Annotated in this window: 23 protein-coding genes; 9 read left to right on the top strand and 14 right to left on the bottom strand. The window is 36.0% G+C overall.

All coding sequences use genetic code 11. From position 1 onward, the window contains the following. Positions 1-297: 297 nt before the first annotated feature. Complete coding sequence (locus tag J2S19_RS05310; RefSeq protein ID WP_307338300.1) at positions 298-1,059, bottom strand: NAD-dependent epimerase/dehydratase family protein; 762 nt, start codon at positions 1,057-1,059, stop codon at positions 298-300. Positions 1,060-1,174: 115 nt separating this feature from the next. Here J2S19_RS05310 and J2S19_RS05305 point away from each other — a divergent pair, with 115 nt between their 5' ends. From J2S19_RS05305 to J2S19_RS05290, 4 genes are all read left to right on the top strand, one after another. After that, positions 1,175-2,647 carry a methyl-accepting chemotaxis protein gene (locus tag J2S19_RS05305; protein ID WP_307338298.1) on the top strand — a complete coding sequence of 491 codons (1,473 nt, stop codon included), beginning with the start codon at positions 1,175-1,177 and terminating at the stop codon, positions 2,645-2,647. Positions 2,648-2,945: 298 nt separating this feature from the next. Beyond that, positions 2,946-3,149: a helix-turn-helix transcriptional regulator gene (locus J2S19_RS05300; RefSeq protein ID WP_307338295.1), complete on the top strand. Its 204-nt coding sequence runs from the start codon at positions 2,946-2,948 to the stop codon at positions 3,147-3,149. Between the two features lie 2 nt (positions 3,150-3,151). Next, on the top strand, positions 3,152-3,445 hold the full coding sequence (locus tag J2S19_RS05295) for a hypothetical protein (protein WP_307338293.1): 294 nt from the start codon (positions 3,152-3,154) through the stop codon (positions 3,443-3,445). A gap of 453 nt (positions 3,446-3,898) precedes the next feature. After that, a complete protein-coding gene (locus J2S19_RS05290) occupies positions 3,899-4,510 on the top strand; it encodes an esterase/lipase family protein (RefSeq protein WP_307338290.1) in 612 nt (203 codons plus the stop codon). A 57-nt stretch (positions 4,511-4,567) separates the two neighbouring features. Here the strand turns inward: J2S19_RS05290 and J2S19_RS05285 are convergent, their stop codons facing one another. From J2S19_RS05285 to J2S19_RS05275, 3 genes are all read right to left on the bottom strand, one after another. Further along, positions 4,568-5,005, bottom strand: coding sequence for a YrvL family regulatory protein (locus J2S19_RS05285; protein WP_503128644.1), 438 nt, complete (start codon positions 5,003-5,005; stop codon positions 4,568-4,570). Positions 5,006-5,269: 264 nt separating this feature from the next. Continuing rightward, positions 5,270-6,346: a DUF4179 domain-containing protein gene (locus J2S19_RS05280; RefSeq protein WP_307338288.1), complete on the bottom strand. Its 1,077-nt coding sequence runs from the start codon at positions 6,344-6,346 to the stop codon at positions 5,270-5,272. Then, positions 6,330-6,872, bottom strand: a complete 543-nt coding sequence (locus J2S19_RS05275; protein WP_307338285.1) for a sigma-70 family RNA polymerase sigma factor — start codon at positions 6,870-6,872, stop codon at positions 6,330-6,332. Before J2S19_RS05275 ends, J2S19_RS05280 begins: the two co-directional genes overlap by 17 nt. A gap of 398 nt (positions 6,873-7,270) precedes the next feature. Between J2S19_RS05275 and desA the strand changes: the two genes are divergently transcribed. From desA to J2S19_RS05255, 4 genes are all read left to right on the top strand, one after another. Then, positions 7,271-8,278: a Delta(5) desaturase DesA gene (gene desA, locus J2S19_RS05270; RefSeq protein WP_307338282.1), complete on the top strand. Its 1,008-nt coding sequence runs from the start codon at positions 7,271-7,273 to the stop codon at positions 8,276-8,278. A gap of 98 nt (positions 8,279-8,376) precedes the next feature. Further along, the gene (locus J2S19_RS05265) at positions 8,377-9,507 is read left to right on the top strand and encodes a sensor histidine kinase (protein ID WP_307338279.1); all 1,131 of its coding nucleotides are present in this window, start codon (positions 8,377-8,379) and stop codon (positions 9,505-9,507) included. Positions 9,508-9,519: 12 nt separating this feature from the next. After that, a complete protein-coding gene (locus J2S19_RS05260; protein WP_307338276.1) occupies positions 9,520-10,119 on the top strand; it encodes a response regulator transcription factor in 600 nt (199 codons plus the stop codon). Positions 10,120-11,389: 1,270 nt separating this feature from the next. Beyond that, positions 11,390-11,728, top strand: a complete 339-nt coding sequence (locus tag J2S19_RS05255) for a CotD family spore coat protein (protein WP_307338273.1) — start codon at positions 11,390-11,392, stop codon at positions 11,726-11,728. Between the two features lie 60 nt (positions 11,729-11,788). On the opposite strand, the gene J2S19_RS05250 is transcribed toward J2S19_RS05255, so the two are convergent. The 10 genes from J2S19_RS05250 to J2S19_RS05205 form a co-directional block, all read right to left on the bottom strand. Then, a complete protein-coding gene (locus tag J2S19_RS05250; protein ID WP_307338270.1) occupies positions 11,789-13,627 on the bottom strand; it encodes a DUF2264 domain-containing protein in 1,839 nt (612 codons plus the stop codon). A 29-nt stretch (positions 13,628-13,656) separates the two neighbouring features. Then, the gene (locus tag J2S19_RS05245) at positions 13,657-14,778 is read right to left on the bottom strand and encodes a glycoside hydrolase family 88 protein (protein WP_307338267.1); all 1,122 of its coding nucleotides are present in this window, start codon (positions 14,776-14,778) and stop codon (positions 13,657-13,659) included. Positions 14,779-14,788: 10 nt separating this feature from the next. Continuing rightward, positions 14,789-16,336, bottom strand: a complete 1,548-nt coding sequence (locus J2S19_RS05240) for a response regulator (protein ID WP_307338264.1) — start codon at positions 16,334-16,336, stop codon at positions 14,789-14,791. A gap of 1 nt (position 16,337) precedes the next feature. Then, positions 16,338-18,131, bottom strand: a complete 1,794-nt coding sequence (locus J2S19_RS05235; protein ID WP_307338261.1) for a sensor histidine kinase — start codon at positions 18,129-18,131, stop codon at positions 16,338-16,340. A 376-nt stretch (positions 18,132-18,507) separates the two neighbouring features. After that, a complete protein-coding gene (locus J2S19_RS05230) occupies positions 18,508-19,008 on the bottom strand; it encodes a DinB family protein (protein ID WP_307338259.1) in 501 nt (166 codons plus the stop codon). A gap of 74 nt (positions 19,009-19,082) precedes the next feature. Beyond that, positions 19,083-19,997: a helix-turn-helix transcriptional regulator gene (locus J2S19_RS05225; protein ID WP_307338256.1), complete on the bottom strand. Its 915-nt coding sequence runs from the start codon at positions 19,995-19,997 to the stop codon at positions 19,083-19,085. Between the two features lie 338 nt (positions 19,998-20,335). Continuing rightward, positions 20,336-21,448 (bottom strand): glycoside hydrolase family 88/105 protein, encoded by a 1,113-nt coding sequence (locus J2S19_RS05220; RefSeq protein ID WP_307338253.1) that lies wholly within the window; start codon positions 21,446-21,448, stop codon positions 20,336-20,338. A gap of 155 nt (positions 21,449-21,603) precedes the next feature. After that, the gene (locus J2S19_RS05215; RefSeq protein WP_307338252.1) at positions 21,604-22,953 is read right to left on the bottom strand and encodes an ABC transporter substrate-binding protein; all 1,350 of its coding nucleotides are present in this window, start codon (positions 22,951-22,953) and stop codon (positions 21,604-21,606) included. A 259-nt stretch (positions 22,954-23,212) separates the two neighbouring features. Next, a complete protein-coding gene (locus J2S19_RS05210) occupies positions 23,213-24,049 on the bottom strand; it encodes a carbohydrate ABC transporter permease (protein WP_307338250.1) in 837 nt (278 codons plus the stop codon). An 8-nt stretch (positions 24,050-24,057) separates the two neighbouring features. Next, positions 24,058-24,999, bottom strand: a complete 942-nt coding sequence (locus J2S19_RS05205; RefSeq protein ID WP_307338247.1) for a carbohydrate ABC transporter permease — start codon at positions 24,997-24,999, stop codon at positions 24,058-24,060. A 199-nt stretch (positions 25,000-25,198) separates the two neighbouring features. Between J2S19_RS05205 and J2S19_RS05200 the strand changes: the two genes are divergently transcribed. Continuing rightward, positions 25,199-26,305, top strand: coding sequence for a type I phosphomannose isomerase catalytic subunit (locus J2S19_RS05200; protein ID WP_307338244.1), 1,107 nt, complete (start codon positions 25,199-25,201; stop codon positions 26,303-26,305). The last annotated feature ends 376 nt before the right edge of the window (positions 26,306-26,681 follow it).

The following is a 26,681-nucleotide window of genomic DNA, read 5'->3' as shown; positions in this document are numbered from 1 at the left end:
AATACAAAACCTCCTTGTAGTAATTTGCTATAAGTTATTTCTTTCTTATAGCCCCCAAAAAAATTAACTTCTATACCTAAAGACAAAAAGAAAGAGACCTATTGCCAAGTGTTTTGGCAAAGGTCTCGCTAAGCACAATGTATATGCCAACAAAGCCGATGAACTCACGGTTCATGTATTGACGACTTTGTTTCAGAATAAAATTCTGACGCTACTCCCCTTTACGGTGGAAGTTATGTATCAATTTTAGGATAGTCATTATTATACTCCTAGTTGTTAATTGTGTCTATTACATGTTCAAAATTTGCTATCCTTATCTTTTTTTACTACATCAGCATTTACACTCGACACAAACCCTAACTCTCTCCATGTGTTTTCAGTAGACCAAGGTTTTTGTTTATTATGAGATACTCCATAATAGGTTCCATACTTAACTGTTGATTGAATCGCCAGATCAAATAATTTAACGGTGTCATTATGTGATAAAAGTGTGTGCGTTAAACGTTCATCCTCATGTACTGCAAGTTTCTCCTCTTGATGCACACTGCCTATCCGCAAATTAATAACTGACAAATCATTATCATGTGCAAAAATATGACCAATATTTTCTGACGCTATTTTAAGGACACCGTACAACCCTTTTGAGAGTGGATAATCTTCTATTGTAATTTCTCTCCCTAAAGTTGAACGACCATTCTCTTCATAATAATCAGTCGTATGGTTGCTGCTTGCAAAAACAACTTTTGGGATTCCTAATGTGACCGCAGCATGTAATATGTAAAACGAAGAGACAAAATGAATATTGGTCATTTGCTGAAAATTGTCAACGTTCTCAAGGTCATCGTTCTTTTTAATAGTTAATAAATTGACTAACACGTCAGTATCCTTCGGGATCGCTTCGAGAAGCTGCTGATGATTTGTTGCGTCAACATCAATGTATGTTACTGGTTCTTTCGGTTGCTTTTTATCTAAAATGTACAGGTCATATTTCCCTGTTAATCCTATTGTTAAGATTGTACCAATCGTACCTGATCCACCAATCATGACAACTTTTTTCATGATTACCTCCTTAAGTTTCTTGCACTTTTTACTAGTAATATTTTAATTGTATTTATTACTTTTGAACTATATAATGATATAAATGACAAATTTCGACTTTTCGGGAGGCCTACCTATGAATACTATAGAGCAAATGAAATGGACGGATGCTCGAAAGAAAAATACATTAATGCTGTTAACAATGGTTTTTTCTCTAGGATCCGGGCTGCTTTTATCTATTTTTAAGGGAGATGTACAAGCAAGTACTTTTTATGGATTAGATATTTTTCTACTACTATTCTTTTACGGCTTATTACAAGTAAAATTAGACAAAATCAAACCCCTACCATATATTAATTTAACAATCGTTGCAGTTTCCAATATCCTGTTTGTTGTTACTTCGGGCCATTCAATCGCGATTACGTTCATTACCTTTTACCTAGCGATTTATGCAGCCATTCACCTTAATCGGATAGTATTCCTTTATGGATATATACTCGGTTTCATCGTTTTGATTACCAATAACCTTGTAGGTGAAGAAAGCTTCATAGATATTCAATTTAGCTATAGTATTCTCGTTTACTTCCTAATTGGCGTTACTTTTATATATGTTATCCGTTTATCTGAAAAACAAACAGATCGTCTCGAAGAACTTCTTAAATCATCTGACGAAGAAGCGTTTAAGAAGGAACAACAAAAGCTTGCACTTGAAGCTAATGTGACAAAGTTGATTGATAATATGGAATCAGTAAATAAGGAATTGCAACTGAATATCGGACAACAACATGAAATGGCTGCTTCAATAAATGAAATTGCTATTGGCAGTCAGTCACAGTCAAACCAGATTTCAGATATTGCTCAGCATACAAATGATACGAAAATAAATATCGAAAACATCCATCAACAATCGAATGAATTATACAATGAATCAACAGAAGCTAGTAAATTAACAAATGCAGGCAAACATACCATCCAAACTTTACAACAAAATATTCATCAGTTAGAGGAAATCATTGTTCAAGTTAATAAAACATTTAATATATTAAATGAACGAATCTCTGAAACAAATTCATTTGCTGGAACAATTAAACAAATCACTGAACAAACGAACCTTTTAGCTCTGAATGCATCTATTGAAGCAGCACGTGCTGGAGAAGCTGGTAAAGGATTTGCTGTTGTAGCTGAAGAAATTCGCAAATTAGCTGTACTAACCGGCCAAGCTACAGCAAACATTTCCTCAAATCTTACAGAGTTAAATAAAAGTAACCATGAAGCAATTGAAAAGCTCGAATCTAGTAGTGAAATGATTCATAATAGTGTTTCTTCAACAAATGAAGTAACTGGTTACTTTGAACAAATATACGCTACACTCCATAAGCTTGAAGACAGTTTAAAAGACTTTACGAATCTTGCCGAGCAAGTGAAAGGGCAGTCTGGTGAAGTTGAAAGCTCAACAAATGATTTGGCAGCGATTATTGCCCAAGCAAGCTCAAGTATTCAAGAAATGAGTACAACTGTCGAAACATTAACAGCAAGCAATCAACAGACTACACAGATTATGGATACACTCGTAACAGATGCTATAAAAATTAAAGACGAATTTAAATAAATATCAATCGTACTAATAGATTGTCCCTTTTATAGGCTAGTTTTTGGAATTAGCCACAATTGAGACAATCTTTTTTTTATGTGCTCTATATATCAAACAATGTATACTTCTAATTTGAAACTTTACCTAGTTTGAGCTCTATAAATAAACCGTTATAGAGAAGGTTTGATAACACATCCATTTAAACTTAAAGTCATTAAAAAATGAATTCCTTCAAAAATCAGCACGAAAATATTGTAAGAAATGTTTTACAAATTGTAAAAAATATATTACAATCAATTATAAGAGGTGATGCTATTTGTTATCTAACAAATTAGTTCAATTTCGAGCAGAAAAAGGCTGGACTCAGGAGCAACTTGCCAAAAAGGTTGGTGTTAGTCGCCAAACTATCGCAACTCTAGAAAAGAACAAATATAACCCATCCTTGATTCTTGCCTTTAAAATAGCCAATGCCTTCGAAAAACCATTACCAGAAGTTTTTGATTATAAGGAGGAGTTGTAAAGATGCTCTTGCTAAAAATATTGTTTATCGCAATCATTTTTCTAAGCCAAATGTATGTGATGAAATTTCAATCGAGTGATGAAGGAAATGATGAAAGAGGCAAAGAAATACAACTTAAAACAAATAGTACACTGTACAATTTATTATATTTAGGAATTATTCTACTAGTTGTCCTTCACTTATGTGATGTAGTCCCAACTACTTCTCTACCAGATTTATTATTATACTTTATCCTTTCGATAAGCGTTTTCGGTACTGTTTTTACCTTTGTAAATAAACATCGCAGTAATTACTAAAAACGATAATGTATACAGCCTCTTAATTGAGGTCTTTTTTGTTGTAAACTACATGTTAATAATATTAAACTCGTAATGGACTGTTCAATTTATTCTACTAATTTATCTAGAAGGATTACACTTTACTACAAATTATAGTAGATTAACCCTCCTACCATATACTCTCCTTCAATTGTTTAACTATCTCTATATAGTTTTTTTCTAGATATTTTCCTTCTTAATTCCTAATATTAAGGCGTCATTTTAATATATATTAGGTTTAATCGCTTATTTTTCATGTTTATTTTGACAAATACTTACAAGCCCAATTATGATGTTAGTAGATTAATTAATCGTTTTATTTGGTATACCAATTATTAAAAGCAGATTAGTAACTTCTATGTTAAACAGTGGTAGAGATTAATAGTAGGTACGTCTACTAGACTAGTTATGTTTATTAGAGGAGGATTAATGATGAGAAAAATCAAATCTCTTGGAATGTTACTTTTAAGTTTTACTTTGTTCTTTGCACTATCTTTACACTTCCAACCGGCAAAAGCGAGTGCAGCAGTTCAAACGACGAAAACTCCAGTTGTCTTTGTTCATGGGCTAACTGGATCAGATTCAAACTTTGCACTTATTAAAGGGTATTTACGTACACAAGGCTGGGCTAGTAATGAGCTTTATGCCATCGATTTACCGAGTAAGCAAGGTCACCAGGAATTGAATTCAGCAGCTATTCAACGCTTTGTTGATAACGTATTAAGTCAAACTGGAAGTACGAAAGTAAATATTGTCGCACATAGCATGGGTGGAGCAAACAGCCTTTATTACATCTTAAACAAAGGCGGTGCCTCAAAAGTTGACAAGCTAGTTACATTAGGTGGTGCGAACCAGCTGACAACTAGAGTAGCTCCTCAAGGAATTGACACAACTTCTATTTATTCAACAAGTGACTATATCGTAAGGCCGTATTTATCAAAGCTTTATGGTGCAAATAATATTGAGATTCGCGGAGTTTCTCATATCGGGCTTTTATCTAGCTATCAAGTAAACAGCTTAATTAAAACAGCACTTCAAGAATAGGTACAAACAAAAGGTGATTCAACCGGGTCACCTTTTACTTTTCGTAGATTATACTGTTCATGTTTTCTTTTTTTCTAGTAGACGATTTCCGATTTCCTTGAATTCCTCACTATCTATCATCGGAGGTTCATCATCAGCCTTTTTTAATTTCATGCTTATAAAACCTGTGAACAGTGCAAATAGTAGTGACCCGTACCAAGAAAACTCAATTCCCTCCATTACAGTATCAAGCACGACAATTAATCCAAATGTAAGAGATATATCTAAAATAAATGGCACGATTCCTTTACTCGTTTTAATCATTCCAAAAGATTTCAATACTTTTGGTATTGCACCTGTAATCATCGAGAGCGGAATTTCGAGAAGAACATACGAAACAATAAATATGAACAAGTCACGAAATGAATGAAATTGTAAGCCTAGTAATCTAATTACAAGTATTTCAAAAAAAGTAATACAAGCAATTAATCCTCCGACTATAACGAAGCTGACTATTAATGTTTTTATTTTATCAATTATCCATCACCTCTCTCTATATTTTAACAATTTTTGTTAGTTTTTAGCAATGCTAGAAAAGAGGATGAATAGCCGAATAGGATATTTTTTATAGACATTTGTGTAAATACAAACAAAGGTAATGCATATAAAACACATTACCTTGTTCATGATTAGTGAATACAAACTTAAATCTTATTAGCTAACGAATGTTTGTACATATAGCAAAACAATCTTATGATGGTATTTACCTAACTTACCAACTTACTGTTTTGGCACTTTTACTTTAAAGGAAGCAAACTCAATTGGTTGTATCAAGTTCCCTTTAAATTCTAATTCTTTTTCTTTGCCATTTTCATCGATCTCCACGCTTCCCCCTTCAGAAGGAATAACGATATAAGGTGTAATCGTTAATTCTGTGACAGTCGAATCAACAGGATCAAAATGCTTACTACTCTTGAACACAATTCTATCCTTTATTTTTTCACCAGATGCCCCGCCAGAGTGTCCAGTTATTTCATTACCGTTTTGGTCAACTACCATGAAGTCAATATTTCCGCCTCGACTTAATTCAAAATCTGTTTCCTTTTCAGAACTCTTATAGGCGATACTTATACCTGTTTTACTAAAAGACATATCTGTTACAGTAAGGTTCAAGCCATCAACAGATTGTGTATGTTGAACAGGTACTTTAGAAATGTTCGATATTTTTTCAATAGGAGTTGAGAAATACCATTTCTCGCCATTCTCTCCGTAAAGAATTAATCCTAGTTCAAACTTGTCTGGCATATCATCAGTAACATTTATTTCTTGAATAGCTGTCCGTGTTGTTGTCGTAAGTAGTTCCTCACCGTAACTACCTGTTGAACTAGCAGGTGACTTTCCGTTAATCGTATAGTCCATTCCTGCCCCAAAATAATGATCTCCAAGCTCTTTATCCGTTTCAATATAGAGCCCAATTGAAATATTATTTTGGTCATATAATATTTCAGCAAGCGTAACCGATATGCCATTAACTTTCTTTGTGTCACCTATTTCAGACGTCAACCCATTTTCTTGTGCTTGTTTTAAAGTAAGTAGGTCAGAATTTCCGAAAACAGAACCGATTATCGGTATTTGTGACAAACTTTTTGCTAAAGCCGGAGAAAAGTATGAGGAACCAATCAAAATTCCAACTATCGCTGCCGCACTGCATAAAGAATAAATCACTTTTCTTTTCATATTTATTTTTTTATGTGATGGTGCATTTACCTGCTCTTGAGCTTTCTCAATTCCTGACCGAATAGCTAAACGAATTTGGTCTTGCGGAAACTCCTCTGAACAATTATGTGACCTTTTCATTTAAATGATAACTCCTTTCTAATTCAATTTTTAACTTTTTCCGTGCTCTCCGTAAATTCGTTTTTACCGTACTAACCGGTTTCTCCATAATCTCAGATATATCCTTAATCGTAAGGTCATGATAGTAATATAAGATGATCGATGTTTGGTAGGAAGAGTTCAACCTTGATAATGCCTCACTTAAATGGAAGGAATCTAGCTCATCTTCCTGCTTACTGTCTAGCCTTTTTAGCAGTTCGCTTTCCTCATATGGAATCATTTGGTCTCTCTCTCTTAAAACCCGATAGCATTCCCGAATTAGAATTTTAACTAACCAAGTGGAAAAATACTCTGGGTTTCTCAGTTGTCCAATTGAAAGAAAAGCTTTGTACGCTGTCTCTTGAATTGCATCCAATGCCTCTTCTTTTTTCCCTACATAAGATAAAGCCTTGTAATATAGCATTTTTTCCTCTTCAAAAAGTAATTGTTCAAATGCATGAGCATCTCCATTAATCGCCCTTTTAACAGTCTGTATATCATGTTTCATTCGCTTCTTTTCCCTCCTCTCACTAATTAGAGTAATTTGGAACGACATAAGGTTTCACAAATTTCATATTCATATTATTTTTCTCTAATTCTATTATTTATCATTGTATAAAAGAAACTCATAATTACTGTTTATATAGGAGAAGACCTCCCCAAAAAAACAACTCAGTAAAAGGCAACAATGTTTACAAAAACAGTCCTGATTCCTTATTTTGCAGTTTTATTTTCACTATATATTATTTCATAAATTTTCCTGAAATGGTTAAACTATCACTAACCTTATAGCACCAGCAAACCCCTATATGACAAATGTCATACCTGACTCATGACAGCTATGTCTACACATCCTTTTTTCTTACACTTATACTTGAATTACCTTATAGTGAAAGGAACGAAACAATGACAATTTCAACAAAACAATTACGGAAGCAAGTTGCTCCCTTTGAAAAAGCGAACACAAAGGCAAGTATTATACAGCTTATCAATACGTTAGGACCGTATTTTCTTCTATGGATTTTAGCTTACCTCAGTCTATCGGTTTCTTACGTTTTAACATTAGCAATATCTGTCGTTGCGGCAGGATTTTTAGTTCGGGTTTTCATCATTTTTCACGATTGTTGTCATTACTCGTTTTTCAAAAATCGGACAGCAAATAAAGTACTTGGTACACTTACTGGTGTACTCACGTTATTCCCATATAGTCAATGGCAACATGACCACTCGATTCACCATGCAACTAGCAGTAATTTAGATAAACGCGGTACCGGTGATATTTGGGTGCTTACTGTAGATGAATATTTAGCAGCGTCTACTTGGAAAAAAATCGCATACCGCATCTATCGTAATCCATTTGTCATGTTTGGTTTAGGACCAATTTATGTGTTTCTCATTATGAACCGTTTCAATAAAAAAGGTGCTAAAAGGAAAGAACGTTTAAACACATATTTGACTAATTTTCTAATCCTTCTCGTTGGAGGGCTAGTATGTCTTGTCATTGGGGTTAAAGCATTCTTATTAGTACAGGGACCAATCTTCTTAATTTCAGGAACTTTAGGCATTTGGTTATTTTATGTACAGCATACCTTTGAAGATTCTTATTTTGAGCACAATGAAGAGTGGAATTTTGTATTAGCTGCTGTTGAAGGAAGCTCTTTTTACAAACTTCCGAAGCTCTTGCAATGGTTAACAGGTAATATCGGCTATCACCATGTTCATCATTTAAGCCCAAGGGTCCCTAACTACAAGTTAGAAGAGGTACACAATCATACCGAACCGCTCCAACAGGTACCTACGATTACTCTTTGGACCAGTCTAAAGTCATTAAAGTTCCGTCTATGGGATGAACAAAATAAAAAATTTGTCGGATTTAATTATATAAATCAATATAAAAGAACAAGTCAACCATAGTCGTCTATGATAAACTAACATCGTAAACACTTATATAAAAGACATAGCTAACGAAAAGCAATTGGTTAATCCAATTGCTTTTATTTAAAGGAGAGAGTATGTTTCGTCTAAAAAAAAGGAAGCTGCTTCATTTTCAAAAGGGTAATGGTATTTCACCATATATATGGGCTTTTCTCAGCATTTTACCGTTCTATTTTATCTTTCAATCATCGTCTACTATTGAAATCGCGGTTGGAATTAGTTTAACGATATTATTTTTCATTACGTTCCGATACTCATTTATTTCGAATGGCTGGCGTGTATATGTATTAGCAATCGTCCTTATCGGAATATCCTTTGCAACTACCTATCTCTTTAATTATTTTTATTTTTCCTTTTACATCGCTTATTTTATCGGAAATATAAAAGATCGAATTGCATTTATGACATTGTATATTATCCATTTAGTAACAGCAGCAGCAGGCATTAATGCCAGCTTCTTCTTACATGAACAATTGCTATTACAACAATTTCCCTTTGTCATCTTAAGTTGCATTAGTGCGATACTATTGCCTTTCAGCATTTACAATCGAAACGAACGTGGCCAGCTTCAGGAAAAACTCGAGGATGCAAATAAACGTATTTCTGAACTAGTGAAAATTGAAGAGAGACAAAGAATCGCACGGGATTTACACGACACATTAGGACAAAAGCTTTCGATGATTGGTTTAAAAAGTGATTTAGCTAGAAAGCTCATCTACAAGGATCCGGAAAAAGCACGGAATGAAATGAAAGACGTCCAGCAAACGGCACGATCTGCTTTAAATGAGGTACGAAAAATCGTCTCACAAATGCGTGGTATTCGTTTAGTTGAGGAAATTGACCATGTAAAAAAGATGTTAACAGCGGCTGAAATTTCATTTGAATGTACCTCAGAACCATTAGAAAACGTACCATTGTTAACAGAAAATATCCTAAGTATGTGTTTGAAGGAAGCAATCAATAATGTGGTGAGGCATAGTCAAGCATCTACTTGTATCATTTCAATTCAACAATCATTAACAGACGTTGAGATGGTCATTAAGGATAATGGGATTGGCAGCATTACGAACGATAACTTCACAAAAGGAAATGGTCTATCAGGAATGAAAGAACGACTAGAATTTGTAAATGGCTCATTACAAATCGATTCAAAAGATGGAACGACCCTTATTATTAATGTACCCACTTCTGCAAAAGGGTCTGATTGAGGAGGTATTTAAATGATACGCATTGTCATCGCCGAAGACCAACAGATGCTATTAGGCGCGTTAGGTTCACTGCTGAATTTAGAAGACGACATGGAAGTAGTCGGCAAAGCAAGTGACGGGAAGGAAGCCATTGCACTTGTTCAAAAGGAAAAACCGGATATATGTATTATGGATATCGAAATGCCTGGTATGACCGGACTTGAGGCAGCTGAACAGCTAAAAGGCTTTGGCTGTAAAGTACTTATCTTAACAACATTCTCTCGCTCTGGCTACTTCCAACGTGCCTTAAAAGCAGGAGTAAGCGGCTATCTCCTAAAAGACAGCCCCAGTGAAGAACTCGCCAGCTCGATACGCAGCATCATGTCCGGCAGACGTATCTATGCTCCCGAACTAATGGATGACATATACAGTGAAGAAAATCCATTAACAGAACGGGAAAAAGAAGTTCTAGAACTCGTCGCTGATGGAAAAAACACGAAAGAAATCGCCGACCAGCTCAGCATCAAAACTGGTACAGTTCGAAACTACATTTCTACTATATTAGAAAAGCTCGATGTAAAAAACCGCATTGAAGCTATTACACAGTCGAAAGAGAAGGGCTGGTTTAAATAGAGTAGTGTATTTATTTATTTTGATGATCTTTGATGATCGATTTTAATAGGCACGTATTTGTTTGTCCTTCATTTTTGATGAAGGACTTTTGTTTGGACTTCATTAGACAATGGATGTTATTGCTCATGGAATTCATAGGATGGATGAAGGTTGCTTTTTCATTCGGACATGATCGTTTTGGTCTTCATGAGGCGGATGAAGGACATTTCTTCTTTCAACTAATTTCATTTTGGTCTTCATAAGCTCGATGAAGGACATTTCTTCTTTCAGCTAATTTCATTTTGGTCTTCATAAGCTCGATGAAGGACATTTCTTCTTTCAGCTAATTTCATTTTGGTCTTCATAAGCTGGATGAAGGACATTTCTTCTTTCAGCTATTTTTTTTTGGTCTTCATAAGCTTGATGAAGGACATTTCTTCTTTCAGCTAATTTCATTTTGGTCTTCATAAGCTCGATGAAGGACATTTCTTCTTTCAGCTATTTTTTTTTTGGTCTTCATAAGCTTGATGAAGGACATTTTTCCATTCAGCTAATTTCATTTTGGTCTTCATGAGGCGGATGAAGGACATTTCTTCTTTCAGCTAATATTATTTTGGTCTTCATAAGCTTGATGAAGGACATTTCTTCTTTCAGCTAATTTCATTTTGGTCTTCATAAGCTCGATGAAGGACATTTCTTCTTTCAACAATTTTTATTTTGGTCTTCATGAGGCAAAAGAAGGGTCATTACTTCATTCAGTCATAATTGTTTTGGGTTTCATCATATCCTTGATGAATCAGGTTTCTCAAATATTTACGAATATTCCCTGATTCATCTAACTCATATAACGGATTTCACTCGTTATCTCTATGTTTTTCGGCTTCACCGACATTATTATAGACATTGCTATAGATGCCTCTCCAAAAGTTTATAAAAGTTATAATTTAGTTTCCCAGAATAAGTACTTCTACCTGAATCTAGTTTCATTAGTATTTAAAGATATTTAATAGAGTATCCTATAGCTTCAAGTCAATATGCATATTATTTCGTTGCACACTCCCACATAAAATATGACATCCTACAATCATTTATTTATAGTTTGAGACAAGTTATTTGCCGTTCACACCAATCACGACAATTATTTTGTAATTTCCTATTAAGTTTTCTACTCCCCTAGAACAACTCTTTAGTAGTTAAAAAGCATATTTCATTTCTACTGATTCAATTACACAGACCCTTCTCTCCTAAGTTCCATAGTTTATACTATAGCGATATGGAAGGAGGAGTATTAATGGGACGTCATTTTAAGAAGAAAAAAAGAAAAGTTTATCGTACTTGTGAGCAAAATAATAATGAGAATGTGAATAATACGACAGTTAATCCTACGCAACAGGAGCCTGATATCGTGGATCCTACACGTACAATTGTAAATACAACGATTAATCCCCATGTTGTAAGACATATCCATCCTACTAATGTAGTTAATGTTAACCGTGATGTTTATCGCATTGAACACTATTATCCAGTAGAAGTTTCCAATGTAAATGATACGGTTGTTGAAAACTTTAATTGTGGTAGTGACTTGAATAACCCTCGATGTCGCCGAATGAATTGTCGTAATACAGATTAATTGAAAAAGGGTATTCAGTGCACTCACTGGATACCCTTTACGTTTCAAACTAGGAATATTCTAGCCTTTCATATCAATCAAAATAGGTGGTTCACCCTTTAAAAGGTGAATTTCAATCCTGTTTTCATTGATTGTTAGTTTTGGTCGCTCACTATAGCTTTCTACATCAGTACCAGTACCCATATTGCCATAGACAGCATGTGCGAGCCATGTTTCACCAATTGGTACTTCCGTTTGAATTGTCGGAATGACTGTTCGTTGATGAAGGATGTTTGTGTTTGCATTTGGGAAGAGTGGCGTACTTGTTCCAGTGCCATGTAAAATGACTACACCACTTTGAGCATTCTTATTTTCTACAAAGCAGCCGTTCTCATCACGTTTGATCGGATAATTTTCCTCTTCTAACCCTAGAGCAAAACCGCCTTCTGCAGTATGTAACGCTCTGTTTGTTTGAATACAATGAATACGAATATGCCAAGGATTACCTGGGACAATCCATGTCTTCACATTAACATCGGTCCATGGATTCCATTTTGTAAGCATGTAATGTTCAGCTATTTCATAGTATGTGGATGTTCGTTTCACACGATAGAGATTATCGCCTTCACTAACTGCAAGTGTCGAATCAAATGCACCTTGTCCAAGACCCCATTCTGCCCGTGGGACACTAAATCCGAAAACATTTGAATAGACAAACTTTTCATATTTTGCAGATGTATGCGTATGTTCATTCGTTGTAGGATGTCCAGTGTTGAAGGCAAGAATATGGTTATTTGACTTATTTCTACATAAGACCATATGTGGTTGGTTTTGTATCTTATTATTTTTTAATGGAGGTAGTGGCTCCTCTTCTGCAAGCCAAAAAGGGTCGTCAGTTGCTAATGCTAACGGTAAAAATGTTTTTAATGCCCAATACGGTGAACCAGATGAGTTGTAGTTTTCTGCCATGATAAGATTTTGATAGTGGTAACCAACAGTAAGTATTCCTTGTTCATTAAAGATTGGTTGTCTGAACCAATAGCGTAAATTTCTTAAGATGATTCCTTTCATCACCCCTAGTGAAAACGGCGAAATTCCTGCAAAAACAGCGGCGCTCCAGAAGGCGGATTGGGCAAATCGATACGTTAAGCTTCGCCCATATGGGATTGCAGATCCGTCACTCGCAAACCAATAAATAAACTCTTGAGCAAATTGTTCCGCTCTCTGTTTATAACGTTTTGCGCGGAGAGGGTCTTCTCGTTCCATATATTTTGCATAAATAAGGGAGTAAAAGTGAATTGCAAAAGGACCATAATAATCTGCATGACCGTTTATTCCATCTTCATACCAGCCATTGCCTAAGTAAAACTCATCGATCCTCGTTAAGTTTCGTTCTATCACGCTGCTACTGTAAGGCTCACCGACATGTTTTAGTCCTAGGTTGACTAAGATAGGGAAGAACAACCAGTTGCAATCATGGACTTCTACTCGATTAATTTGCTGAAGCCATTCAGATAGGTTCTGCTTTTCATCACTGCTTAACGGATCCCATAGTTTATGTGGAATAAGTAACAGAGCTAGGCCGAATACTGCCATTTCAACACTTCGTTGGTCATAGTCATTAAGCTCTCCCCAATATTCTTCATGCTGTCGGTTTGTTCCGTTTTTTATCCCTTGAATATGGTGGTCCCAAATATCATACTCTTCATCTTCACCTGCAAGCATTGGTGCTAGTCCCCATAAGATCCTGGAAAAGCCCTCCATTCCAGCAACTTTATCTGAAAAGGCAGAGCCATTGTTGCCTAGTTTCAATATAGCATGCCCTTTGCTATAATGAGGCTTTATTTGTTCAACTATTTGTTTTAATGCTTGTCGAACTTCTTCTCTCGTTTTTAGCTTATTACTGCTTATTGTTTGCATAGGATAATCCCTCCTACTAGTAGATGAGCTTACCAAAACAGCTGCCGGTTTCCTTTTAACATTGTGAGTCCTTCGACAAAATAATAGTCTCCATATATAAGCGGAACATCGATGTTTTTACCTTCAGGATAGTGACTTGTGCCACTTAAAATAAGACCTTCCTCAGTTTCATCATACCAAGCCCCATAATTTTCATATAACGAGCGCAGAATGTTTATACCGGCTTTTTTGTACGTATTTTTCTCTGTTGGTGCAACTAAATCAGCTAGCAAAAGTAATCCACATGCTGCGATTGCTCCTGCTGATGTATCACGAAAGCATGTGATATGGTCAGGCAGGCGAAAATCCCAATGTGGGACATCGTCTTCCGGCAGGTTGGCGATAAAAAAGTGTGACACGCTTTTAGCTGCTTGTAAAAAGCGTTCAGACTTCGTATTCCGATACAATAAAGCTAAGCCGTAAATTGCCCAGGCAGCTCCTCTTGACCAAGCCGAATCAGGTCCATAGCCTTGTCCGCCAATTGCTTCGATTTTCTCACCAGTCTTCGCATCAAAGCGAATAATATGATGGACTGACCCATCCTTTCGAATAAAATGGTCCAATACCGTGTCACCATGTTTCTCAGCAATGATTTCGAATCTTGGATCGCCTGTTACTTCAGATGCCCAAAACAATAACGGTAAATTCATGACACAATCAATAATCGCCCAGCCGGAATTATCCTCGTCTTCATGCCACGGGTTCCATGCTCGAATAAAGTTTCCTTTTGCATTAAATCTTCCTGCTAATAAATTGGCTACTAATAAAGCACGTCGTTTCGATTGTTCAGTTCCGTTCGTTTTATAATTTGCGACACTTGTTAATGTCCACATAAACCCCATGTCATGGTCTAATCGATAATAGTCAGTAATCACTTTATCAAGTTTCTCCTCACACTGTTCAGCAAGCTGCCTTAGCGATTCATCCTTCGTTTCACGATATACTAACCATAATAGACCTGGCCAAAAGCCTGCAGTCCACCAGTGCGGCGGCTCTAACTGATATATCCCTCCTACACTTGCATGCGGAAAGTTCGCTCCGATTCGCTTACTTGTTTTTTCAAGTTTCATTTGAACCATTTTTAATGCATCATCAACCCATTGTTCTGTCATGTTCTTCACCTCATTTTCGATAAACATTATTTAACTGCTTTTTATACTCAGCAGGAGTATAGCCTGTAAACTTTTTAAAGCAAATGCTGAAGTATTGAGGATTATTATAGCCAACTTTTTCACATACTTCATACGTCTTCATATCCGCTTTTTGCAGCTCTTCCATTGCTTTCTTCATCCTGATCTCCAACAAATACTCACCAAAATTAAATCCCTTTTCATGTTTAAAAAGATTGCTTAAATATGGTGTACTAACATGGATTGATTCTGCTACCTTTTTAAGGGTCAACGTGCTGTCATGATAATGTTTCTTTATATAATTAATTGCTTGGTCGACATGACTATAGTTGTTGCTGTCCTTGCTTCTCTCCATTGCATCACACCATTGTTGGATAAGGTGATTTAATATCGCAATCATATCTGAAAGGGTTTTCATTTCAATGATATCTTTATAAATGTCTGATGAATTGAAGCTTTTCACTTCTTCTTTCTTCCACTTTTCGACTTCAAAAAATAGCATTGTACTAAACTTTAAAGCTAGTATTTTTAAATCACTTAACGGCACAGACTTTTTGTTAATAATTGCTTTATGTAATTGATTAAGAGTTTCCTTTACCTTATCAGGGATTCCTAGCTTAATTTGTGTTTCCAATTCTAATTCAAGCCCTTTTAAACAATTTTCGGCTTCTTCATTGCTAGATACTGTGTCCTCAAAAGAGATTATTCGTCCTGTCCCGATAATATGTCTTACATCCATTGCTAAATGAGACTCGACAAGTGATTTTCCTAGTTCAAATAAGTTAGGATATGTTCGACCAAGCGTGATTGTTACAGTATGTTCGGTTAACATTTGAGATAATTGTTGGGCAAGTTCCCCTTTTCGTTTATCCGATTCATCTGTTAGCGAAAGTAATATTGCATGTTCATTAGGATTCAGTTCCATGACGCTATATGTTTCCTCTGCAAATAGGTCTGAAATCAAGTCGGTCACAGTCTGTTTCGTTTTTCCATCTAGTACTGTCGATGAATGGACGAGCATTGCCGCATATTCTGGTCCTTCTAACGCAATCCCGAGTTCAACTAACTCTTTTTCTACATCAAATTGCTGTCCTCCATTATTAACTAATTCTTTGAAAAATCTTTGATGAAGGTATGGCAGAGATTCTTTTATGCGTCGTTCCTTTTTCGTCTCTTGTTCCCAATCTTCCAAAGCCTCTTGTACTTTCTTAAGGAGCAGTTCGGAGTCGACCGGTTTTAATAAATAATCAAACGCTTTAAGTTTAATTGCTTCTTGAGCATATTTAAAATCTTCGTACCCGGTAAGGAAAATAATTCTCGTTGCATGACTTAGTTCTTTAATCTTTTTTCCCATTTCCAAGCCGTCCATAAATGGCATATTAATATCTGAGACGACCACTTGCGGTTGTTCCTTCGCAATTAATTCAAGCGCTACTTCTCCATCACCGGCCTCTCCGACAATACTTATTCCTTGTTCCTCCCAATTGATTGACTGACAAATCCCTCGACGAATAATCCGATCATCCTCAACAACAATCATTTTATACATCCCCGTTGATTTCCCCTTTCGTTTTGGGAATAGTTATTCTTACGACTGTACCTTGACCAGGTTCACTCATAATCGTTAAGCCGTATTGTTTACCAAAGTGGATTTTAATTCGTTCATGTACGCTTTTTAAGCCTATGCCAATAAAGCTCTTTTTTTCTTGAAAAGATACATCTAATTCTTTGACGATTTCAGCTAATTTATTTTTTTCAATTCCATTTCCGTTGTCAGCGACCTCAAGGTATATATCCCCTTCACACTCGTAACCCTTAATCGTAATTTTCCCTAGCCCTCGCTTTTGTTTTACCCCATGATAGATTGCGTTTTCGATGATTGGCTGCAAGGAAAGCTTAATAATATTGCAGGCGAGAATGTCTTGTTCTACATCTACCTCATAGGAGAAGTCATCTCCATAACGCATTTCTTGAATAAATAAATAGTGTTTAATATGTTCAATCTCGTCTTTAATCGGAATAATTTCTCTTCCTTTACTAATACCTATCCGAAAAAAGCTAGAGAGTGCAATGACCATTTGACTGGCATCTTTATTAAGTCCCATATCACATAGCCCTTTAATAGAATAAAGCGTATTATAAAGGAAATGCGGGTTTATTTGTGCATGCATAATTGCAAATTCTAGTTGGCGTTTCTCCTCTTGTTCTAAGCGGATTTGGTCCATCAAGTTTTGACTTTTCGTTAGTAATTCCTTAAAGCCGTTATGAAGGATTTTCATTTCTTCCGGACCTGATGTTTCATCATAGAAACTGAGACTTTTTTCATTAATTGAACGCATTTGATTCGCCATTTTTTCAAAAGGCTTTGATATGTACTTTCCTACGATTGACGCTAAAAAGATTGCACTTACGATCATTAAGATAATAAAAAATACTGTAGAATGTTTAATATAGTTTACTTTATTTAACATTTCATCTTGCGGTACGACAGCTGCAAGCTTCCAATTATTAGCTTCGATCGTATCATATATGACAATCATATCTTCCGAGGCAGCACTTTCATAGGAAAATTGCCCGCTTTCTTTATCAAGTTTTTGTATTGTTTGTAATGTGTTTCTATCTAGCTTATATTCCTTTTTCACATTTTTCGATTCAAATTTACCATCAGGACTAATTAGAGCTAAATATCCGTTTTCCCCAATTAATGATTTATTCAATACTTGTTCGAAAAATTCATCTCGCAAGTTAAATAATACAATCCCTTTATTAGATGTTTCAATCAAACGAAAGACCGACATCACTTGATCATTTGTGTTAAAAATTTTATCTTCGTGGATATTTCTCCAATAAAAGCCTTCGTTACTTCCTTTAAACTTATCAAAATAGTAATCATAAGGTACAGTTGGATTCGACGTATAATCACTATGATAGAGCAAAAATTCTTCCTCATTTAAATCAATTAAGACGGATTCGAGGATGACGTTATATCTTGAGTAAACAAGCTGTAAGCTTCTATCGATATCAACATAGTACTCCGGCTTAATATCTGATTCTTTCGTACCGACGAGGTTAATAATTTTCGGATCGCTTGAAACTGAAACTAGTTGTTGAAATACGTCTGAAAGCATATAGTCTAAATAATTTTTCGTCTGGAATATCGTATCATTGACATTTTTATAAGCATTTTCTTCAATTTGTGCGGTTGCAAGCATAGAGGATACCCATCCAGAAACAGCAATAAAAAAGATAATGATAGGTAAGTAGAGCGTATTAATCGTTGATTTAATAGAGTATAAAAAATACTTTCGAATAAAGTTTTTTATTTTTTGAACCATCTTTTCTCCCACCCGAAAATATATCATTCGATATTTATACTCATCGCTAGAATTAAGTGCTGATGAAATAGGGACACCCATTTTCTAATAGAGGTGTTATGTGCATGTTGTAAATTGCAAGATTTTCTCCCTACTAACCACAATAACTGATCTTATGTAAGCGGTAAACAAAATTGTGAAAGAATTTAGATAATATGAGATAGTGATAGCCTAAAACTAATTTATACTCATTTATGGAACATGACCCTCTCAATTCTGATTGACTTAAACTAGCAAAATTCATAGAAATGTAAAAAAGCCGACTCCCATACTTAAGGAATCGACTTAGTAAGTTACGGTTTATTGTCCACTCTCAGATTGACTGGAATCCTTTAAACTAACTTTGATACCAATATAATACAAGGTCATTCATTGTCGAGGAGTACCCTTGTTGTCTTAACATTGTCGTTATATTCCCTCGATGATAAGTACCATGGTTCGCAACATGAAATAATATTTCTGAGTAGGCAGTTTCTCTAGCTCCTGTCCAAGGATTATTCACAGTAATCTGTTGGTCCAAATCGTTTTGACCATTGAACCATTCTTCGTATTGTGAAGCTACTTCATTAAAAGACTTAACAAATTCATCTACAGAATAAGCACTTGTTTTTTCTAAATATGGCATAGCAAATGACATTGCTTCTTGCATCTCAATACCTTTTAGTACTTGTAGCCACATGACATCTACTACATAAATATGACTAAACGTTTTAGCGATTGTTGAATAAGAACTGCTAACCTCTTCAAAAAGGGCGTTGCTTGGTAACTCCCTCATTCTTTCTAGCAACACTTTATTCGCCCAAACATGGTACTCATACATATTTTTTGCATGGTTCATTTCATATCTACTCCTTTATTTCATCATTTTCGTTCCTACTGGTAGTATAAAAAAAGATATATGACAGCTGATTGTCATATATCTTCATAAACTTTTATTATTTTACTTGCCTCATCAAACAGAAGAGTCCGCAGCTCCACTGGTTTTATGATTTCAACCCCACTTCCAAAGCTTAAAAGAATAGAGAGAAACCACCTAGCATGTAAAGGTTGATAGACAGAAATCGTAAACGTCATACTCCCATCACTGTTTATCACTTTTGAACAATTTTGAAATTGATCTAAAACTTGTGCTATCGAATTAGGATTCACCCGAAGTACTACATCCTCAAATGCTTCTGAATGATTGTCTGAAAATGATGGGTCACTTTTCACTTCATGATTCGTCACAACCCTTTCTTCTGTTACAGTCAAATCCATCATCCGTGATAATTTAAAATCCCGATAAGCCTGGCGCTCTCTGCAAAATCCATATAAATACCAGTTACGATATTTATAATAAAGTTGAATCAATTCTACTTCGCGTGATGTAAATTCATTTTTCTTACTTACATATGTAAAACGAATGACTTTTTTTTCATGTACAGCTTTTCGCAAATTGATTAATAAGCTTGGCTCAGTCTTATGAGTTTCGAGGTCAACTGATAACGTCTTATTTTCTTCATTTGCATCAAGTGATTGTAATCGTTCTATCGTATGTTCAACATCCTTATCTGCAAAAACACTCGATAAACTTCTTAATACGGTAATTACATTCAAAATATCATAAGAACCGATTAAACTTTTGTCAAATTTGTATCCGTCTATAATCCCGAAGCCCCCGTTAGTACCATGGTAAGAAACAACAGGTATTCCTGCAGCACAAATTGCCTCGATGTCCCGATAAATGGTCCGTGGTGAAACCTGAAACTCATTAGCTAAACTAGAAGCCGACAAAATTTCATTATTCAGGAGCTTGAAAATAATCGATATCAAACGCTCTAATTTCAATTTACATACCCTCTCCTTACAAGTATCTGATAATACTTCTTAACTTTTTAGTGTCTATGTTATTTATAGTACAGCAAACATTTCCTATAGAGAACAAGACTATTAGAAAAGGTGATATCGACTAAAGTTTAGGAATCACGATGAGTCCTGGGACGATTCGGTGATGACTTATCTCTTGTTGAGGTGACCTTGAAGTTTGTTTGCAGATAGCCCCAGAAGCTATGTAGCTCACCACAGAACAACTAAGTACAAAAGTATATACTTAAAACCGTCAAAGAAAAAAACCTTTCCTCAAACCACTCGATACAGTTTAAGAAAAGGTTCATGACATTACTCACTTATTCAGCTTTTAACAAATCATAATACGCCATACTACCTAATATAAATGCTCCCATTCCGTGTAAGTCATTTTCTGATGTTGGTCGGTTCACATAATAGTCGTATACACCTGCAGATGTACCGATACAAATACCGCTTAAAATGAGTTTAGACTCGTTTTCATCGACCATATGCTCTAATAAACCTTTATAAGCTTTATCTACAACTGCACGGTAGGAGTGGTCTACATAGCCATGCTGAATTCCTTTTGCGATAAAGTATAGAAACAATGCCGAGCAAGATGATTCTAACCAGTTATCTCCTTGCTCACCTTTGTCGACAATTTGATACCACAAGCCCGTTTGGTCGTCCTGGAATTTTGCGATAGCTGGAATGAAGTCTTTCAGTGATGTTATTAATTGTTCTTGGCCCCTGCTTCTGTCTCCTAAAATTTCAAGTAAATCGATTAATGCTGTGCCGTACCAGCCGACAGAGCGACCCCAAAATTCTGGAGAACAGCCTGTTTCTTTATTAGCCCATGGCTGAGCTTTTTTCTCATCCCACGCATGGTAAAGTAACCTTGTATGTTCATCGAGCATATGTTTTCTCATCAATTTTTCTTGTAATAAAACTGTTTGGATGAGCTCTTCTTCATGGAAATGCTGGCTATAGAGCAACATGAACGGTCCTCCCATAAAGAGACCATCAAGCCACATTTGATATGGATATTTCTCTTTATGCCAGAATCCATTTTCTGATGTACGATTTAGCGTGTCTAAGGCACTGCGTAATCGTTTCGCTGCAATCATATACTTTGGATCCTTTGTTTCCTCATATAATGGAAATAATAAAATCCCCGCCATTGTTGAATCTAGCTCGTCTCTTGCAAAACACACATTCCCAAACTCATCTATTAAACTATCATAATACGCTTTAATATAGTCAAAGTATTCCTTTTTTCCTGTGGCTTGATAAACTCGGTACATTCCATATAAAAATACACCTTGGTGGTAATGAAAAGCATTAACAGGTGGCAGCTCCTCAGCACGGAATGTTTGCATTAATGCTTGGCATGCCTTTTCCGCCATAATCAATGGTGTTTCAACTGAAATTTGTTCTACTGTATTTCCCATTGTTCCTACCCCTTTTCATGTTTTTAATTACGTGAAAAAAACGTTCATTACAGGTTACTTTTGCTTCAATATATGAATTACACTATTTTGTTAGCGATGTGATCCACATTCATTCAGGAAGGACGAAACCCGTACCTTCCCGAATGATTTCGTATTTATTTTTTGAATGTCTCATCATATTTTGCTTTAGAATCTTCTATCGCTTTAGCCCATTCATCTAAAAATTCCTTCGCTGTTTTTTCATTACTCATTACTTGTTGAATTCCTGGGTCGACAATATTATCAAGAATTGAACGGTAATCCGGTAAATAGAACGGTGGCTCATATAGCTTAGTTTCTGCGTTTTCATATACTTCAAATGCTACTTTAATATGTTGTGCATTTTGAACCCACTCATCGTCTAATACTTCAGAGTTTGTTGGGATTTGACCAGTAGACTCATTCCATAAGCTTTGTGCTTCTTTAGAGTTAACAAACTCGACAAATTTCCATGCAGCATCTGGATTTTTTGAGCTTTTAAAGACTGCAACATTGACAGCGTTTCCACCTTCAGCAACATATTTTCCATCCTCTGTTTTCGGCAGTGGAAGTGTTTTAAATGTTCCTTCTTCTAATGATTTTTTGTGCTCTCCATATGAACCTACATTGTGGTGTACCATTGCAACAACACCAGTATCAAAGCCTGCAATCATTTCTTTGTAGCCGTTTGTTATGTCACTCTTCGGTGTGAACTTTTCATAGTAAGAAAGATACTTTTCAACAAACTCAACATGTTTTGGGTCATTAATATTTACTTTGCCATCTTCACTAAAGTAATCAAGACCACTGTAAGCAAACATCAAACGTTGTAGCTGGAAGGAGCCACCTGCACCACCACGAATCGTATAACCGTAGCGTCCATTGTCTTTGTCCGTCATTTGTTCAATTGCTGTAAAGAACTCGTCAAATGTTTCAGGTTCTTTTACTCCTGCTTCCTCAAACCAATCTGTACGGATCCAGATTGTATCTAAGTTTTGTGCGTATGGAACTCCGTAAAGCTTCCCATCTTGGGTAATTTTTTTATTGAATTCAATTGCGCTAGCGTTAATTTTATCTTTCAATTCTGATCCTTCAAAATAGTCATCTAAAGGTAATAAAGCTTCACGAATTGCAAATTCAGGCAGCCATGTTGTTTGCACAGAACCGACGTCAGGTGTATCATTTGCCGCAATTGCTGCATCATATTTAGATTTTGCTGATTTATTTGGTATCCCTACATACTCAACGTCAATGTCCGGATTTTTTTCTTCAAACTGTTTAATTACTTCTTCCCATAACGGTGTCCGTTCTGGGCTTGCATTTTCATCCCAAAACGTAATTTTTGCAGGGCCGTCCGTTTTGCCGCCTCCTGATTCCTTTCCCCCCGATGATGGTTCATTACCCCCACTACAACCAGCAAGGACTAAACCAGAAACCATTGATAATGCTAGAATTGACTTTGCTAATTTTTTATTAAACTTAAACATTCCATTTCCCCCTTTGTTTTTTACTATGGCTCTTTTCTAAAAGAGTGTTGCTTTTCGCATTGACTTTATCAAAGGTTGGTTCGAGCGGAAGTGCGAGACTCCTGCGGGATGCGTGGGAGAGGTGAGACCCCACAGGCGTGTACGCCGAGGAGGCTCACCACCCACCCCGCGGAAAGCGAGTACTGTAGCGGAAACCAACCAAAACAACAACTAAGTAAAAAGCAACAATGTTTGCGAAAACAGCCTTTACTATATAAAATTAACCTTTGACAGCGCCACCCATCCCATTAACGAGGTGCTTCTGTGCATAGGCAAATAATATAACTGCAGGAATTAAAGCGATTACACTTCCGGCTGCTAGTGCACCGTAATTGACATTAAATTCACCCATCATTGAACTTAACCCGACAGGAAGTGTAAATTTCGATTGTTGATTGTTTAACATTAATGCGAGTAAAAATTCATTCCATGTATAGATGAATGTAAATACTCCTGTTGCGACGATTCCCGGTAGTAATAACGGAAATACGACATGTCGTAAAGATTGTAATTTTGAACATCCATCAATCATCGCAGCTTCTTCCAATTCCTTTGGCACGTTCGATATGAAGCCTGCCATTAAAATCGTTGTAAATGGAATTTCCACTGCTGTATACGTAATAATGAGCGCTAGTGGATGACTTATTAACCCTAAATTTTTAAAGATAATGAACAATGGGATAATCATCATTGCTCTAGGAATGAATTGTGTACACAATAACATCAGCATAAAGCTTTTTTTGCCTTTAAATTGATATCTTGCTAATGCATAGCCCGATAATGTTGAGCAAATAAGTACGATGACTACCGTACATAGACCGACGATTAAGCTATTTTTGAAAAATGTTGCAAATCCAATATTTGACCAAGCATAGACAAAGTTTTCAACGGTTGGATTTGACGGTACATATTGCAATGGTCGTTTGATAATGTCCCCTTCTGGTTTTAACGCAGTATTAATCGTCCAGTAAATAGGAAACATTGTAAAACTAAGCATTAATGCAAGTGGCAAGTATAAAGTTAGCATTCTATCTAGTTTCTTATTTTTCGATAACATTCCTTCACTCACTCCTTTTCATAACGGGATAGTTTCAGATATAGAATCGCAAAGATTAAAAGAATTCCAAATGAAACAACCGTTAATGCAGAACCGTAGCCAAAATCACTTCCATGTACAGCTAAGTCGGCGATATACATTGTAAGTGTTGTAGTTGAGTGTGCAGGACCTCCACCAGTTAAGTTAAAAATAAGGTCAACGTTATTAAACTCCCAAACTACTCTTAGTAAAGTTGTTAACACAATCGTATTTTTCAGTTGCGGCAGAGTAACGAAAATGAATGTTTTCCATCTGCTTGCTCCATCGACTCTCGCTGCTTCATATAGTTCGTTCGGAATACTTTGTAAGGAGGCTAAAAGTGTAATCGCAAAGAACGGAATACCTCTCCATAATTCAGCAATTACGACAGCTCCAAATGCTGTTGATGTGCTAGCTAAAAATGCCATAGGTTCGTTAATTAAGCCTAGTTTTAATAGAATGTCATTGATAACACCCATATGTTCATTTAGCATCATTGACCACATAACAGAAGCAAGTACACCGGAAATCGCCCACGGTATAAACGCAACCGCACGTGCCAATCCTCTGAATTTAAAGGTTTGATTAAGCAATAGCGCTAATATCATCCCGCACGTTAATTGCAAACCAACCTCTGATACTACCCATTTCAAGCTATTAAGTAGGCTCGGGATAAACATTTTATCCTCGGTGAAGATTTTGACAAAGTTATCAAATCCCGCAAAACTATTATAATAAGGTGCAGATAAATCATAGTTTTGCAAGCTATAGTAGAATACAGTTGCAATCGGGTAAAATAGAAACCCTACAATTATAAGAAATGATGGCAAGATAAAAAGATATGGAATCCAGTTCTCTTTCTTCATTTTCTTTTTATGTACCACCTTGTTATTGTTAACAGTCGTCTCAGGTACCCCTTGTGAATAACTCATTTCGTTTCCCCCTTTCTGACTTTAATTGTAAATGTAAACGGTTTCTTTCGTAATTAAATATTTTAAGATGAATGAGTAAAATTTTAAGATATTCTTAATAATCTGTTTATTTTTCTTAAAATCCTTCATTATCTTAAACTCATTTTTCCATTACTATAAAAAATGAGGGGTAAGAAAATGGATGGAGGAGGAATTCACATTGAATCTTAGCAAACGAAAAATCGATAGTAGACACCCGATAAAGTTATCTTCGGCACGGTCATGGCGCACATATAAAGGAGGTAAACTAATAGATGAAATCCATGGCAACGAAAATCCGGCTGATAGTCACTATCCGGAAGAATGGATCATTTCAGTCGTTTCAAGCCGAACAGTCGGTCGTGAAGAAGATGGCTTAAATAAAATAGAGCATATGGAGCTTACACTGAAGGAGGTCATTGATGAAAATCCTGAACAATTTTTAGGTGATCAGCATGTTGCGAAATTCGGAAACAAAACGGGAGTTCTAGTTAAATTAATTGACTCCGCAGAACGCTTAATTATCCAAACACATCCTGATAAAGAAAAGGCCCAACAATTATTTGATTCAGCCTACGGGAAAACAGAGTGTTGGTACTTTATTGGCGGAAGAGAAATTGATAGTGAGCCACCTTATGTTTACCTTGGCTTTAAACAAGGTGTCACGAAACAGCAATGGAAAAGCTTGTTTGAGGAACAAAACATACAAGGGATGCTCGACTGCATGCATAAATATTATGTCAATCCTGGCGATACTTTTCTAATCGAGGCGGGTACACCTCATGCAATCGGTGCCGGCTGTTTATTAGTCGAAATACAAGAGCCGACTGATTATACGATACGCCTAGAAAAGACTTCTCCATCTGGACTGAAGTTAGAAGACTATCTAATTCACCAAGGCTTAGGTTTTGAGGGGATTTTTGACATTTTCAATTACGAAACTTTTTCAAGAGACGAGACACTTGCGAAGTGGAAAATTGCACCTACTGAGATATACAATTCACCGGCATATACCGAAACAGAACTTATTGGCTACAAACAAACGGCATGCTTTCGGATGACACAAATTGAGGTCGATGAGGAAGCCGAAATCCAAGGTAATGGTGTGTTTTCCGGCTTGTACATACTCTCTGGTACAGGAACGATTGTGACAGATGGATATGAGCAGCATGTCGGAAAGGCCGACCAACTATTTATCCCTGCACAAGTTTCTAGCTTTACAGTTAAGACTGGTGGTAATGAGCCTTTTTGTGCGTTGAGGTTGTTTGGGCCGGGGTTGGTGGATTAGGAACTTTGAAGTGTATAGGCGATCGATGAAATTCAAGAATCGCGCACACAAAAGGTAGATGGTTTTTGGCATTCTTATATGAGGGGGTCCTACGTTTATGTGGGACCTTATTCAGGTTAGTTTTGATTTTTATATTTGCATTGAAGAACATTTAGTCATTTACGACAGTTTGTTTTGGTCTTCATAATTGTGATGAAGGACTTTTTTTCTTTTCACCTCAAGGTCAAAAAGGAGACTTCTAAATTACCGTAATGCATCAAATCAATTAGTACGGGCAAATAGGGGTCTTCTAAATTACCGAAATCCATCAATATTAGTTAGAACCGGCAAATAAGGGTCTTCTAAGTTACCGAAATCCATCAATTTCAGTTAGTAC

The sequence above is a fragment of the Metabacillus malikii genome, assembly GCF_030813355.1.
Lineage (GTDB): Bacteria > Bacillota > Bacilli > Bacillales > Bacillaceae > Metabacillus > Metabacillus malikii.
The sequence above is the reverse complement of the archived record's forward strand: the minus strand, read 5'-3'. Positions and strand labels throughout refer to the sequence as shown.